Source organism: Buchnera aphidicola (Ceratovacuna keduensis) (genome assembly GCF_039372665.1).
Classification (GTDB): domain Bacteria; phylum Pseudomonadota; class Gammaproteobacteria; order Enterobacterales; family Enterobacteriaceae; genus Buchnera_G; species Buchnera_G aphidicola_D.
On sequence record NZ_CP134994.1, the window covers coordinates 283475 to 299110 of the forward strand.

General features: G+C 17.3%; 14 protein-coding genes and 5 tRNA genes. 14 read left to right on the forward strand and 5 right to left on the reverse strand.

The window, feature by feature from the left end; translation table 11 throughout:
- Positions 1-17 precede the first annotated feature (17 nt).
- From rpsP to aroQ, 5 genes are all read left to right on the forward strand, one after another.
- Positions 18-266, forward strand: coding sequence for a 30S ribosomal protein S16 (rpsP, locus tag RJK19_RS01330; protein ID WP_343183918.1), 249 nt, complete (start codon positions 18-20; stop codon positions 264-266).
- Positions 257-769 (forward strand): ribosome maturation factor RimM, encoded by a 513-nt coding sequence (gene rimM, locus RJK19_RS01335; RefSeq protein ID WP_343183919.1) that lies wholly within the window; start codon positions 257-259, stop codon positions 767-769. Before rpsP ends, rimM begins: the two co-directional genes overlap by 10 nt.
- A gap of 8 nt (positions 770-777) precedes the next feature.
- Positions 778-1533, forward strand: coding sequence for a tRNA (guanosine(37)-N1)-methyltransferase TrmD (gene trmD, locus RJK19_RS01340; protein WP_343183920.1), 756 nt, complete (start codon positions 778-780; stop codon positions 1531-1533).
- A gap of 27 nt (positions 1534-1560) precedes the next feature.
- On the forward strand, positions 1561-1923 hold the full coding sequence (gene rplS / locus RJK19_RS01345) for a 50S ribosomal protein L19 (RefSeq protein ID WP_343183921.1): 363 nt from the start codon (positions 1561-1563) through the stop codon (positions 1921-1923).
- Between the two features lie 203 nt (positions 1924-2126).
- Positions 2127-2585, forward strand: coding sequence for a type II 3-dehydroquinate dehydratase (aroQ, locus tag RJK19_RS01350; protein ID WP_343183922.1), 459 nt, complete (start codon positions 2127-2129; stop codon positions 2583-2585).
- Positions 2586-2653: 68 nt separating this feature from the next.
- Here the strand turns inward: aroQ and RJK19_RS01355 are convergent, their stop codons facing one another.
- Positions 2654-3601: an RluA family pseudouridine synthase gene (locus tag RJK19_RS01355; RefSeq protein ID WP_343183923.1), complete on the reverse strand. Its 948-nt coding sequence runs from the start codon at positions 3599-3601 to the stop codon at positions 2654-2656.
- 268 nt (positions 3602-3869) lie between these two features.
- Here RJK19_RS01355 and alaS point away from each other — a divergent pair, with 268 nt between their 5' ends.
- The 5 genes from alaS to gshA all read left to right on the forward strand — a co-directional run bounded on the left by alaS (position 3870) and on the right by gshA (position 8628).
- Positions 3870-6434 (forward strand): alanine--tRNA ligase, encoded by a 2565-nt coding sequence (gene alaS / locus RJK19_RS01360; protein WP_343183924.1) that lies wholly within the window; start codon positions 3870-3872, stop codon positions 6432-6434.
- 76 nt (positions 6435-6510) lie between these two features.
- Entirely contained in the window at positions 6511-6690 is a 180-nt protein-coding gene (csrA, locus tag RJK19_RS01365) for a carbon storage regulator CsrA (RefSeq protein WP_343154662.1), read from the forward strand.
- 114 nt (positions 6691-6804) lie between these two features.
- Positions 6805-6892 (forward strand) — tRNA-Ser (locus tag RJK19_RS01370).
- Positions 6893-6966: 74 nt separating this feature from the next.
- Positions 6967-7040: transfer RNA gene (locus RJK19_RS01375), tRNA-Arg, on the forward strand.
- Positions 7041-7125: 85 nt separating this feature from the next.
- Entirely contained in the window at positions 7126-8628 is a 1503-nt protein-coding gene (gene gshA, locus RJK19_RS01380) for a glutamate--cysteine ligase (protein ID WP_343183925.1), read from the forward strand.
- A 32-nt stretch (positions 8629-8660) separates the two neighbouring features.
- Here the strand turns inward: gshA and rpiA are convergent, their stop codons facing one another.
- The 4 genes from rpiA to RJK19_RS01400 all read right to left on the reverse strand — a co-directional run bounded on the left by rpiA (position 8661) and on the right by RJK19_RS01400 (position 9676).
- Positions 8661-9323, reverse strand: a complete 663-nt coding sequence (gene rpiA, locus RJK19_RS01385; protein WP_343183926.1) for a ribose-5-phosphate isomerase RpiA — start codon at positions 9321-9323, stop codon at positions 8661-8663.
- Between the two features lie 56 nt (positions 9324-9379).
- Positions 9380-9451, reverse strand: a tRNA-Gln gene (locus RJK19_RS01390).
- A 24-nt stretch (positions 9452-9475) separates the two neighbouring features.
- Positions 9476-9558 (reverse strand) — tRNA-Leu (locus RJK19_RS01395).
- Between the two features lie 44 nt (positions 9559-9602).
- A tRNA-Met gene (locus RJK19_RS01400) sits at positions 9603-9676 on the reverse strand.
- 153 nt (positions 9677-9829) lie between these two features.
- Here RJK19_RS01400 and glnS point away from each other — a divergent pair.
- The 4 genes from glnS (at position 9830) to typA (ending at position 15634) form a co-directional block, all read left to right on the forward strand.
- Positions 9830-11473 carry a glutamine--tRNA ligase gene (gene glnS / locus RJK19_RS01405; protein ID WP_343183927.1) on the forward strand — a complete coding sequence of 548 codons (1644 nt, stop codon included), beginning with the start codon at positions 9830-9832 and terminating at the stop codon, positions 11471-11473.
- 58 nt (positions 11474-11531) lie between these two features.
- On the forward strand, positions 11532-12812 hold the full coding sequence (gene eno / locus RJK19_RS01410; protein WP_343183928.1) for a phosphopyruvate hydratase: 1281 nt from the start codon (positions 11532-11534) through the stop codon (positions 12810-12812).
- A 29-nt stretch (positions 12813-12841) separates the two neighbouring features.
- Positions 12842-13714, forward strand: coding sequence for a 5'-3' exonuclease (locus tag RJK19_RS01415; protein ID WP_343183929.1), 873 nt, complete (start codon positions 12842-12844; stop codon positions 13712-13714).
- Between the two features lie 105 nt (positions 13715-13819).
- Positions 13820-15634 carry a translational GTPase TypA gene (typA, locus tag RJK19_RS01420; protein ID WP_343183930.1) on the forward strand — a complete coding sequence of 605 codons (1815 nt, stop codon included), beginning with the start codon at positions 13820-13822 and terminating at the stop codon, positions 15632-15634.
- The last annotated feature ends 2 nt before the right edge of the window (positions 15635-15636 follow it).

A 15636-nucleotide genomic window follows, 5' to 3' on the forward strand; every position in this document is an offset into this window, starting at 1 on the left:
ATAGGAAAAAATATAATATGATAAAAATAAGACTTTCAAGAAAAGGATCTAAAAAAAAACCATTTTATAAAATTATAGTTTCTGATGTAAGATTTCCTCAAAACGGTAGATTTATAGAAAAAATAGGACATTATAATCCTATAAATAAAAATTTAAAAAAAAATTTTTATATTTCAGAAGAAAGAACAAAATTTTGGTTAAAAAGAGGTGCTATATTTTCAAAAAGAGTAAAAAGTATAATAAAGAAAAATAAATTATGCTTATAACTGGTAAAATAATAAAATCATATGGAATTTTAGGTTGGTTAGAAATAGTTTCTTTTACAGAAAATAAAGAAACAATATTTAAATATTCTCCATTATATATATATATAAATAAAAAATATGAAGTTATAAAAATAGAAAAATGGAAAAAAAATAAAAAAAAAATATTAATAAAAATATTTGATATAACAAATAGAACAAAATCACAAAAATTTGTTAAAAAAAATATATTTATAAAAAATTCTTCCTTACCTAAATTAGGTAACAATGAATATTATTGGAAAGACATAATAAAATGTAAAATATTTAATGAAGAAAACATATATTTAGGAAAAATAAACAAAATTATAGATATAAAAACATATGATATATTAGTAATAAAAACAAATAAAAAACAAATTAAAAAAAAAGAAATTTTAATACCATTTATAATTAAAAAATATATAAAAAATGTAGATTTATATAAAAAAAAAATAATAATAAAAAACTATTCACATTTTGTTTAAAATAGTATATGAAAAAAAAAAATAATACTATAATAAATATTATAACAATATTTCCAAAAATGTTTAAGTCTATATTAAAATATGGAATAATAAAAAAATCAATAAAATCTAAAATATTAAAAATAAAATGTTGGAATCCAAGAAAATTTACAAATAAAAAAAATAAAAATATAGATGATAAACCTTATGGTGGAGGTCCTGGAATGATAATGAATCCATATCCACTATATAAAACTATAAAACATATAAAATCATTATATAAAAAAAAAAATATAAAAACTATTTATTTGTCTCCTCAAGGAAAAAAAATAAATAAAAAAAATATATTAAATATATTAAAATGTAATAAACTAATATTAGTTTGTGGAAGATATGAAGGAATAGACGAAAGAATAATATTAAAAGAAATAGATGAAGAAATATCAATAGGAGATTATGTTTTATCTGGAGGAGAAATACCATCAATGGTATTAATAGAATGCATTATTAGATTTATACCTGGAATTTTAAAAAAAAAATGTATTAAAGAAGATTCATTTTTTAATGGATTATTAGACTATCCTAACTATACTAAACCAAAAAAATTTAAAGGCATGAAAGTTCCTAAAGTTTTATTGTCAGGAAATCATAAAAATATAAAACTATGGAAAATTAAAGAATCATTAAAAACAACTTTAATAAAAAGACCAGATTTGTTTAAAAAAAAACTTAAAAAAAATAAAAAAAAAATTTTAAATATATTTAAAGAAAAATATAAAAAATAATATTAAATAAAAATAAGATGAAAAGTTGTGAAAAAAATTATAGAGAAAATAGAAAATAAAAATATACTAAAAAAAATACCAAAATTTAGATCAGGTGATACTATTAATGTACAAAGTTGGATATTAGAAGGAGAAAAAAAAAGAATACAAAATTTTGAAGGAATAGTTATTTATATAAGAAATAGAGGATTTAGATCATCATTTTGTGTTAGAAAAATATCAAATGGAGAAGGAATAGAAAAAGTTTTTAAAAAATATTCTCCTATAATAAAAAATATAGAAATAAAAAAATATGGAAAAGTAAAAAAGTCTAAATTATATTACATAAGAAAATTACATGGAAAATCTTATAAAATAAAAGAAAGAAAAATTAAAAAAAAAATTAAATAAATTTTTAATTTAAAAAATCATGCAGTAAATCTGCATGATATAAACATTTTATAATAAAATTTTATATATTATTAAAATAATAAATTAATTTTACATTTTTTTATATTATTTTTATAAAAATTCTAAAACTATATATATTAGTTAAAATAATATATTATTAATATTATTTTATATAAAAATTTCTTATAAAAAAAAATATTTTTATGAAAAAAAAAACAGTTTTATTAATAAATGGTCCTAATTTAAATTTATTGGGAAAAAGAGAAACTAAAATATATGGAAAAACTACTTTAAAAAAATTAGTAAAAAAACTAAAAAAAAAAGCAAATGTTTTTAAAATTAATTTAAAAACATTTCAATCTAATTCTGAATCTAAATTAATTGAAAAAATTCAAATATCAAAAAATTTAGTAAAATATATTATAATAAATGCATCAGCATATACACATACTAGTATAGCATTAAGAGATGCTTTATTATCGGTTAAAATTCCATTCATAGAAGTACATATATCTAATATATATTCTAGAGAAAATTTTAGAGCAAATTCATGGTTATCTGATATTTCTTCTGGAATAATATGTGGATTAGGAACAAAAGGATATTTTTTAGCATTAGATGCAATAAATGAAAAAATAATAAAAAATAAAAATAATTGTTAAAATTTAAAAAATATATAAAAAATTTTTGCACTTTTCTTTTTTTTTATTATTAGAAAAGTGCAATATTATTAAAATTTATTTTTTAAAACTTTTATTAATTTTTTAATATCTTTTGGAAGATCAGAACAAAATTTTAATACTTTTTTTTTTTTAGGATGTTTAAATTTTATCATTATTGAATGTAATGCTTGTCTAGGAAATTTTTTTATATAATTAAAACAATCTTTTTTTAAAAAATGTATATTTCTATTGTCAAAATATTTTTTATCTCCTATTATTGGATGATTAATATGTAAAAAATGTACCCTTATCTGATGTGTTCTACCAGTTTTCAATTTTATTCTAAGATGTGTACAATTAGAAAATCTATTAATAACTTTATAATAAGTAACTGCTTTTTTTCCATATTTATTAACACACATTTTAGTTTTAAAAAATTTATGACGTTTTATAGGCGCTGAAATATATCCATTACAAAATATATTTCCTAATACAATAGCTTCATATTCTCTAATTATTTCTCTTTTTTTTATTAATTTTAAAAGTTTATTATAAGAAAACAAATTTTTTGCTAAAACTAATAGTCCTGTAGTATCTTTATCAAGTCTGTGAACTATTCCTGCTCTAGGAATATTTTTAGATTCTTTGAAATAGTGTAATATAGCATTTAATATAGTTCCAGATTTATTACCATTACCAGGATGCATTACAATGTTATCTTTTTTATTTATTATAGCTATATATTTATCTATATATATAAAATTTAAATAAATATTTTCTGGCAAAAATATTTTTTTTTTATAAGATTTTTCTATAAACATTACTATAGAATAATTAATTCTTTTACTAGGTTTTTTACAAATAATTCCATTTAAAAAAACTCTTCCATTAATAAAAAAACGTTTAATTTTAGATCTAGAATATTTAGGATTTTTTTTTTGTAAAATAATGTCTATTCTACATTTTTTTTTAAAATTAATTAAAAATACATTTTTTGTACCAATTTTATAATTCATAAAAAATATTGTAGTAATAATAAAAAAAAAATTTAAAATTATTTTTTAAAAATGAAAATATATAAACTATTTTTTTTATAATTATTTTTAAAAAATTTAATAAAAATAAAGATTCTAAAAATAATATAATTAAATATAAAAAATACCATAAGTAAAACATAAAATATTATAATCAATACAATTTTTAATATTTTTAAAATAAAATATATATTAAAATTAAATTATAAATATAAATTATATATTAAAAAAATATAAAAAAAATAATAAAATGAAAATAAAATCTTATAAAATAAAAAAAATGTTTTTAAATTTCTTTAAAAAACGTGGTCATAAAATACTTAAAGGTGGACCAATAATACCTAAAAAAGATAAAACATTACTTTTTACAAATGCTGGAATGAATCAATTTAAAGAATATTTTTTAGGAAAAAAAAATATAAAATATAATAAAATTGTCACATCACAAAAATGTATTAGAACAGGAGGAAAACATAATGATATAAAACAAGTAGGTATTACTTCATGTCATCATACATTATTTGAAATGTTAGGAAATTTTAGTTTTGGTAGTTATTCTAAAAAAAAAGCAATTTTATATGCATGGAAATTATTAACTAATAAAAAATATTTTAATTTAAAAAAAAAAAAATTATTTGTAACAGTAAATTATGAAGATTTAGAAACTTATAATATATGGTTAAACATAATAAAAATATCAAAAAAAAATATAAAAATATCAAAAAAAAATAGTTTTGAAAATTTTTGGGAAATGGGAAAAACTGGACCATGTGGCCCTTCCACAGAAATATTTTATAAAAAATGTTATATAAAAAATAAAAAAAAAATAAAATATTTTGTAGAAATATGGAATATAGTTTTTATACAATATAATAAAATTAAAAAAAATAAATTTATAAAATTAAATAATTTATATATAGATACAGGAATGGGATTAGAGAGAATCGCTCATATATTACAAAATAAAAAATCTACTTATGAAATAGACATTTTTAAAAACATTAGAAAAAAAATAATTAAAATAAGTAAATCTAAAAAAATATATGAAAAATCTGTTAATATAATTTTGGATCATATTAGAACTGTATATTTTATAATGTTAGAAGGTATAATGCCATCTAATAAACATCAAGGATATATATTAAGAAAAATAATTAGAAGAATAATAATTCATGGAAATAATTTAAATATAAAAACTCCATTTTTATATATTTTAATAAAAAAAGTTTTAAAAAAAAATAAAAATAAAATATATAATAAAAAAATAAAACAAATTTTAAAAAATGAAGAAAAAAATTTTAAAAATACTATTAAAACAGGATTTTTATATTTGAAAAAAAGAATATTAGAAAAAAATATAAATGAAAAAACAGTTTTTTATCTATATGATACATTAGGTCTTCCTATAAATATAACTATATATGAATGTAAAAAACATAATATAAAAATAAATAAAAAAAAAATATTGAAAATAATAGAAAAACAAAAAAAAATAAATAAAAAAAATAATAAATTCAAAGAAAAATATAAAAATTATATTTTAAATTTAAATAAAACAAAATTTTTAGGATATAAATTAAAAAAAATAAATAGTAAAATTATAGATATATATATAAATGAAGAAAGAAAAAATATAATAAGAAAAAAAGAAAAAGGTGAAATTATACTAAAAAAAACAACTTTTTTTGGAAAATCATCTGGACAAATTGGAGATTCAGGAAAAATATATAACAAAAATTCTACATTTATAGTAAAAAATACAAAAAAAATAAACAATACAATAGTTCATATAGGAAAAGTAATAAAAGGAAATTTTTCAATACAAGATAAAGTAAAAACAAAAATAGATTATAAAAAAAGATTAAATATACAATCAAATCATACTTCAACTCATCTTCTTCATAAAACTTTAAAAAAAATTTTAGGAAAAAAAATACATCAAGAAGGTTCAAATATTAAAAAAAAATATTTTACATTTGATTTTTCATATAATAAAAAAATTTTAGAAGAAGAAATTTACAAAATAGAAAAAATAATAAATAAAGAAATACAAAAAAACAATGCCATAAAAATAAAAATTGTAAGTTTAGAAAAATATAAAAAAATTTATAAAAAAAATAAATTAGAAAAAAAAAAATATGAAAATGTAAGAATAGTAAAAATAGGAAATTTTTCTTTAGAACCATGTTCAGGAACTCACGTTAAAAATACAGGAGAAATAGGAATATTTAAAATTTTTAAAATATACAAAATATCAAACAAAAATTATAGAATAAAAGCTTTAACAAAAAATTATGCATTAAAAGAAATATGTAAAAATGAAAAAATAATAAATAATATATCAGTAAAAAAAAAAATAAAAAAAGAAAATATATTAAAATATATTAATTCAATAAATGAAAAAAATAAATTACTAGAAAAAAAAATGTTTTTATTAGAAGAAAAATTATTAAATAAAAAAATAAAAAAAACATTAAAAAATATATTAAAAATAAATAAATATTCTATAGTAATAAAATTTTTATATAATCAAAATAATATATTAATAAGAAAATTTATAGATAATTTAGAAAAAATAAATAATAAAATAATAACAATAATAGCAAATATAAAAAATAAAAATATATCTATAATTGTTAAAATCTCAAAAAATATATCAAAAAAAATAAATGCTAAAAAAATATTAAAAATAATAAATTTAAAAACTAATGGAACTGGTGGAGGTAAAATAAAATTAGCTCAAGGAGGAAATAAAAATATAAATTTAACAAAAAAAATATTAAAAAATATAAATGTTTGGTTTCCATATAAATAAAAATAAAAAAAATTAAAAATATAAAAATATTTTAATATAAATAAAAATGTTATATTAAATATAAAAAGGGAAAAATATGCTTATACTAACTCGAAGAATAGGAGAAACTTTAGTAATAGGTGATGAAATTACAGTAACTGTATTAGGAATAAAAGGAAATCAAGTAAGAGTTGGTATAAATGCTCCAAAAAATATATCTGTACATAGAGAAGAAATATACGAAAGAATACAGTCAGAAAAAAAAATAGTTAAATAAATACTACGTCTTGCTTACAATTAAGGCAAGACGGAGTTTTAACTTTTATTAAAAAACAATTGACTTAATGAACAAAAAAAGTACAATCTAATTTGTAATAAAAAAAAAATATTTGGTGAGATGACCGAGAGGCTTAAGGTATTCCCCTGCTAAGGGAACATACATAATAAATGTATCGAGGGTTCGAATCCCTCTCTCACCTATTTTTAGGTTAAAAAAAAATAATATTTTTTCTAACATAAAATATAATATCTTAATATATTATTATAAAAATAAGCATCCGTAGCTTATTAGGATATAGCACTCGGCTACGAACCGAGAGGTTGAAGGTTCGAATCCTTCCGGATGCAATAAAAATATTTATAAATTTTATAATTTAAAATATTTTTTTTATAAATTATTATTTTAAAATTCTAAAAAATATGGAGCAAAAATTTGATATTAAAACATTTTTGTAACTTAAAGTGGATAAAAAAAAATAGAAAAATATTTAAAAAAATTTATAGAGGCATAGAAAGAGAATCTATAAGAATAGATGAAAATGGAAATTTTTCTAAAAAATTGCATCCTAAAAAATTAGGATCTTCATTAACACATAAATGGATAACTACTGATTTTTCAGAAAATTTAATAGAATTTGTTAGTCCTAAAACAAAAAACATTAATGAATTAAAAAAATTTTTAAAAGATATTTATATATATACAATAAAAAATTTAAATAAAGAAATGTTATGGCCTTTAAGTATTCCTCCTTATTATCCAAAAAATGAAAAAATAATAAAAATAGCAAAATATGGAAATTCTATTATAGGAAAAAAAAAAGAACTATATAGAATAGGATTAAAAAATAGATATGGAACTTACAAAAATATAATATCTGGAATACACTATAACTTTTCTTTTTCTTCAAAATTTTGGAAAAAGTATATAAATAAAAAAAAAATAAATAAAAATATGATTTCAAAAGGATATATGCATATAATAAGAAATTATTATAGATTTGGTTATTTTATATCATATGTATTTGGAGCTTCACCATATATTTCAAAAAAAATTAAAACAAAAAATAAAATAAAAATAAATAAATATTATCTTAAAGAAAAAGAAGATATATTATTTTCAAAATGGTCTACTTCATTAAGAAATAGCAAATTTGGAAATTATAACAATATAAAAAAAAAAATAAATATAAAATTTAATTCTTTATCAGAATATATAAAAAAAGTAAAAAAAGCATTAAATACAAAAGATAAAGATTTTAAAAAAATAAAAAATAAAAAACAACAAATAAATGATAATATAATACAATTAGAAAATGAATTATATATTCAAATAAGACCTAAACAAAATACTAAAAAAAATGAAACTCAATTAAATGCTTTAGAAAAAAGAGGAATAAAATATATAGAAATAAGATCATTAGATATAAATCCATTTTCTAATATAGGAATAAAAAAATATCAAATTTTTTTCTTAGATTTATTTTTAATTTGGTGTATATCAAAAAAATCTCCATATATAAAAAAATGTGAAATGAAAAAAATAAATAAAAATTGGGAAAACATATGTATAAAAGGAAAAAAACCTGGACAAAAAATATATATAAACAATAAGAAAAAAACGTTCATAAAAATTAGTTTAAAAATATTAAAAAAAATAAAAAAAATTGCAAAAATATTAGATTCAAATACAAATTCAAAAGAATATGAAAAAGCTTGTAATAAAGTAAAAAAAATCTTAAAAAATAAAAAACTAACATATTCTTCAAAAATACTTAATAATATAAAAAAAAGTAATATAAAAACATTTGGATTAAAAATATCTAAAAAATACTTAAAAAACAATATAGAAAAAAAAATAAAAAATAAAAATAAAATGAAATTTATAAAAGAAAAAATTATATCAATAAAAAAAAAAAAAATAATAGAAAAAATATAAAACATTAAAAATAATATGTTTTTATAAAAATATTATTTTTTTATTTCTTCTATTTTATTTTTATGAGAAATTAAAGCAACATCTGCTTTTCTAATAGAAAATATTCCTACAGTAACCACTCCGGGTATATTATTAATTTTTTTTTCTATTTTTACAGGATCTTTTAAAAAAAGGTTATATACGTCTATAATAATATTATTATAATCAGTAAAAAAATTTTTTCTTAATACTGGATAACCACCCAACTCAATTATTTTTTTTTTTACAAAAGAATAAGAAATAGAAATAATTTCTATAGGAACTGGATTATTTTTTCCTAAAATACTTACTTTTTTAGTAAAATCCGCTATACAAACAAAAGTTTTTGACATACCTGCTAAAATTTTTTCTCCTGTAAGAGCTCCTCCTCCTCCTTTTATCATTTGCATATTATCATTTATTTCATCAGTGCCATCTATATAAATTTCTATATTATCTATTTCTCTAGAATCAAATATTTTTATATTATATTTTTTTAAATAAAAACTAGAAATTTTAGAACTAGAAACAACACCTCTTATAAAATTAGAAACTTTTTTTAATTGCTTTATAAAAGTTATAACAGTACTACCTGTCCCTATTCCTAAAATAGAATCTTTAGTAATATATTTTAATGCAGCAATAGAAGACATCTTTTTTAATTTTTTTATATTCATAAAAATAGTCTTACAAGAAAAACGTTAAAAAATTGAAAATATAAAAATATAAAAAACTGGGGCACCTGGATTCGAACCAGGGATCCCGGTATCAAAAACCGATGCCTTAACCACTTGGCTATACCCCAAAAAACAAAATTTTATAAATAAAATACGGAGAGCGAGATTTGAACTCGCATGCTTTAAAAGCGTCAGAACCTAAATCTGATGCGTATACCTATTCCGCCATCTCCGCAAATATTATAAAATTGATATATATTTTATTTAAAAATAAAAATTTAGCTATGATGGGAATTGAACCCATGACCTCAGCGTTATGAGTGCTGTGCTCTAACCATCTGAGCTACATAGCTTTATAATTATTAATAAAAACAGTTTAAAATTAAAATATACTAAATTATAAAAAAATTATCAACAAATTTTAAAAATGTTTTAAAAAATAAAAATAATTTTATACTTAATTATTATATAATTAATAAAAATTGTAATAAAAATTGTAAAAAAAAATGAAAAATAATAATAAAAATATAAATACAAATTTTATATATAAAATAATTGAAAAAGATATGTTTAAAAATAATTCATTAAATGTTAAAACAAGATTTCCTCCAGAACCAAATGGTCATCTTCACATAGGTCATGCAAAATCAATTTTTATAAATTTTAATATATCAAAAAAATATTCAGGAAAATGCAATCTTAGATTTGATGATACAAATCCATTAAAAGAAAAAAAAAAATATATAAATTCAATAAAAAAAGATATAAAATGGTTAGGATTTAAATATAGTAAAAATATAAAATATGCATCTAATTATTTTGAAATATTTTATAAATATGCAATGATATTAATAAAAAAAGGATTAGCATATATAGACAAATTAAATAAAAAAGAAATAAAAAAATATAGAGGAAATTTAACAAAAAAAGGTAAAAATAGTCCATTTAGAAATAGAAAAATTAAAAAAAATATAAATTTATTTAAAAAAATGAAAAATGGATATTTCGAAGATGGAAGTATGTGTTTAAGAGCTAAAATAAATATGAAATCAAAAATAATTATAATGAGAGATCCAGTATTATATAGAATTATAAAAACTAAAAAACATCATCAAACAAAAAAAAAATGGTGTATATATCCTACATATGATTTCGCACATTGTATATCAGATTATATAGAAAAAATAACTCATTCTATTTGTACTACAGAATTTACAGACAATAAAATTTTATATAATTGGATATTAAAAAATATAGAAGTTAAAAATAAACCTAAACAATATGAATTTGCTAGATTAAATATTGAAAATAACATTCTTTCAAAAAGAAAAATACAAATATTAATTAAAAATAATATAATAAAAAATTGGTCAGATCCTAGACTATTAACAATATCTGGATTAAGAAAAAGAGGATATACTCCTGTATCAATAATGAATTTTTGTAATTATATAGGAATAACTAAAAAAGAAAATTTTATACAAATGTCTTATTTAGAACATTTTATAAAAAAAGATTTAGAAAATAAAGTAAAAAGAGCTATGGCTGTATTAAATCCTATAAAAGTTATAATATATAATTTACCAAAAAATTATAAAAAAATAATAAAAATACCAAATCATCCTAAAATAAAAAAATTTGGAACACAAAAAATTATACTTAGGAAAAAAATATATATAGAAAAAAAAGATTTTGAAGAAACATCAAAAAATAAAAAAAAACTTTTTATAAATGGAAAAGTAAAATTAAGATATTCATATTTTATAAAAGCAAAAAAAATAAAAAAAAATAAATTAAATAAAATAGAAAAAATTTATTGTAAATATTACAAAAAAATAACTAATAAAAAAAATAAAAAAAAAAAAAAAATTGCAATAATACATTGGATATCTATAAAAGATTCTATTAAAACAAAATTTAAAATATATAAAAATTTATTTAAAACTAAATATCCTGAAAAGAAAAAAAATATGATACAATATATAGATAAAAATTCAAAAAAAGTTAAAATAGGTTTTTCACAAAAAGATATATTATCTAAAATTTTAAAAAATTATATACAATTTGAAAGAATAGGATATTTTATGTTAAACAATTTAAAAAAACATAAAAATATTACTTTTACATGTATAACAAAATTAAAAAAATAATACAATTTTTTAAAACATTTTAAAAACTATTTAAAACTAAAAATTATAAAAAATAAAAATGTCAAAAATAAAAAAAATATTTGCAAGAGAAATAATAGATTCTAGAGGATATCCTACAATAGAATCTGAAGTATATTTAGAAGATGGATCTTTTGGAAAATCAAGTGTTCCATCAGGAGCTTCTACAGGATCTAAAGAAGCATTAGAACTAAGAGATAACGATAAAAAATATTTTTTTGGAAACGGAGTATTAACAGCAGTTAAAAATGTTAATAATATAATATCAAAAATATTAAAAAATAAAAATGCAAAAGAACAAGAAAAAATTGATGAAATAATGATAAAAGAAGATGGTACAAAAAATAAATCTAATTTAGGATCAAATTCAATACTTTCTGTATCATTAGCTATAGCAAAAGCATACTCAAAATATAAAAAAATTAATTTATATGAATATATATATAAATTATCTGATCAAAAAGAAAAAATAATAGTTCCAAGACCTATGATAAATATAATAAATGGTGGAAAACATTCTAATAATAATTTAGATATACAAGAATTTATGATACAACCTTCAAAAAATATATCAATAAAAAAATCTATAAGAATGGGATGTGAAGTTTTTCATTCACTATACAATATATTAAAAAAAAATAATATTAGTGTATCAGTAGGAGATGAAGGAGGTTTTGCGCCAAACTTGAAAAATAATGAAGAATCTTTTAAATTAATAGAAAAATCAATTAAAAATACAAAATATAAATTAGGAAAAGACATAAATATTGCTATAGATTGTGCTGGTTCAGAATTATACAACAAATTTACAAAAAAATATGAAATAAAAAGTGAAAAAAAATTTTTAAATTATAAAGAATTTACAAAATATTTAAAAAAAATGTCTGAGAAATATTTTATAAAATCTATAGAAGATGGATTAGAAGAAAATGACTGGAAAGGTTTTATATATCAAACAAAAAAAATTGGAAATGATATACAAATAGTTGGAGATGACTTGTTTGTAACTAATCCATTAATATTAAAAAAAGGAATTTTAAAAAAAGCTGCTAATGCCATTTTAATAAAATTAAATCAAATAGGAACTTTAACAGAAACATTAAAAACTATTAACTTAGCAAAAAAACATAAATATAACACAATTATTTCTCATAGATCTGGAGAAACAGAAGATACTTTTATATCTGATCTATCTATAGGGACTATATCAGGACAAATAAAAACAGGGTCTATGTCTAGATCAGAAAGAACTTGTAAATATAATAGATTAATTAGAATAGAAGAACAATTAATAAAACAAAACTATAAAATTAAGATATAAAAAACAAATAAAAATATTTTTATAAAAAAATGAAAAATAAAACTTTTATAATAGATGGCACCTATTATATGTATAAATATTATTTTGCAATACCAATGTTAAGAAACAATTTTGGAAAACCAACAAATATAATATATGGATTTATTAACATGATAAATATAATTTATAAAAAATATAATCCAAATAATATAATATTTGTATTTGATTCTAAAAAAAAAAATTTTAGAAAAAAAATATTTAAAAAATATAAAAAAAATAGATCTATTATGCCAAAAGAAATTATAGATCAAATAAAACCATTAAACTTTTTAATAAAAAATTTAGGAATACCTATAGTAAGTATACCATTAATAGAAGCAGATGATACAATTGGAATATTATCAAAAATAGAAAACAAAAAAAAAAATTATGTATTTATATTAACTAATGACAAAGACATATATCAAATAATAAATTCAAAAACATTTATTTTAGAAAATTTCTATAAAATAATAGGAAAAAATGAAGTAAAAGAAAAATACAAAATATTTCCAAAAAATATACCAGATTATTTATCATTAGTAGGAGATAAATCTGATAATATACCTGGAGTTCCATGTATAGGAAAAAAAACAGCACAAATACTTATAAAAAAATATAAAAATTTAAAAAATATATATAAAAATATAGAAGAAATAAAATATTTAAATATAAAAAACAAAATAAAAATAATAAAAAATTTAAAAGAAAAAAAAAAAGAAACAATATTTTCATTAAAACTTACTAGATTAAATTTAAATTTTAAAATAAAAAATAAACTTAAAAATTTAAAATTAAAAAATCCAAATATAAAAAAATTAAATATATTTTTTAAAGAAAACAATTTTAAAAATAAAATAATATTTAAAAATATAACTTTTTAAAAAATAATAAATATAAAATAATTTTTTAAAAAAATATTTTTTATTAAAATAATTTAAAATAATTTAAAAAAAAATATATAATAACTAAATTTTTATTATAAAAATATGAAAAAAATAAAAAATATAGCAGTAATAGCTCATGTAGATCATGGAAAAACAACATTAATAGATAAATTATTGAGATCATCTATACAATATAAAGAAAAAAATAATAAAGAAGATAGAATAATGGATTCTAATCTTTTAGAAAAAGAAAGAGGAATTACTATATTATCAAAACATGCATCTATATTTTGGAAAGAATATAAAATAAATATAGTAGACACTCCAGGACATGCAGATTTTGGAGGAGAAGTAGAAAGAATAATGTCAATGGTAGATTCTGTACTATTAATAGTAGATTCTTTAGAAGGACCTATGCCACAAACAAGATTTGTTACAAAAAAATCTTTTTTATATAATTTAAATCCTATAGTAGTAATAAACAAAATAGATAGAAAAAATTCTAGACCAGAATGGGTTTTAAATAAAATATTTGACTTATTTATAAATCTGGATGCAACAGAAACACAATTAGATTTTCCTATAGTATATACTTCTGCATCATTAGGAACATCAGGAACAGATATAAAAAAAATAAAAAATAATATGATACCTTTAATAGAAACTATAATAAATCATACTCCAACTATAAAAATTAAAAAAAATGAAAATCTAAAATTACAAATATCTCAAATAGATTATGATAATTACTTAGGAAATATAGGAATAGGAAAAATAAAATCTGGAAAAATAAAAAAAAATCAAAATGTTATTATAAAAAATAATAAAAACAAAAATAAAATAGGAAAAATAAATAAAATATTACATTATTGTGGTTTAGAAAAAAAAGAAATAAAAAAATCTAATGCAGGAGAAATAGTTTTAATATCTGGATTAGAAAATATAGAAATATCTGATACTATATGTGATAAAAAAGATACTAAACCATTTCCTGATTTGTCAATAGATAAACCAACAGTAAAAATATTTTTATCAGTAAATACATCTCCTGTTGCAGGAAAAGAAGGAAAATATTTAACTTCTAGACAAATATTAAATAGATTAAAACAAGAAAAATCTAAAAATGTTTCTTTAGAAATAAATTATAAAAATGATTCAAATACATTTTGTATATCTGGTAGAGGAGAACTACATTTATCTATTTTAATAGAAACTATGAGAAGAGAAGGATTTGAAATGGAATTATCTAGACCTAAAATAATTTTTAAGAAAATAAAAGAAAAAATATATGAACCATATGAAAATTTAATTATTGATATAGAAAAACAACATCAAGGAAATGTAATGAAGTTTATTGGAGAAAGAAAAGGAAATTTAAAAAATATAATTGTAAGTAATGAAAAAAATAGAATATGTTTAGATTATAATATTTCTAGCAGAGCATTAATAGGATTTAGATCTGAATTTAACAATATAACATCAGGAACTGGAATATTTTATTCTTCATTTGATAAATATGACATAAAAAAAACATATAAAGTAGGACAAAGAAAAAATGGAGTTTTAATATCTAACAAAGGAGGAAAAGCATTAGGATTTTCATTATTTTCTCTACAAGAAAGAGGAAAACTATTTGTTTCTCATGGAGAAGAAGTATATGAAGGCCAAATAATAGGAATAAATAATAGAAAAAATGATTTAACTGTAAATTGTTTATCTGGAAAAAAATTAACAAATATGAGAGCATCTGGAACAGATGAAGCAATAAATTTAATAAATCCAATAAACATAACATTAGAAAAAGCATTTAATTTTATAAATGATGATGAATTAATAGAAGTTACACCAAAAAAAATAAGAATAAGAAAAAAATATTTAAAAGAAAATGAAAGAAAAAAATATAAAAAAATAAAATAAAT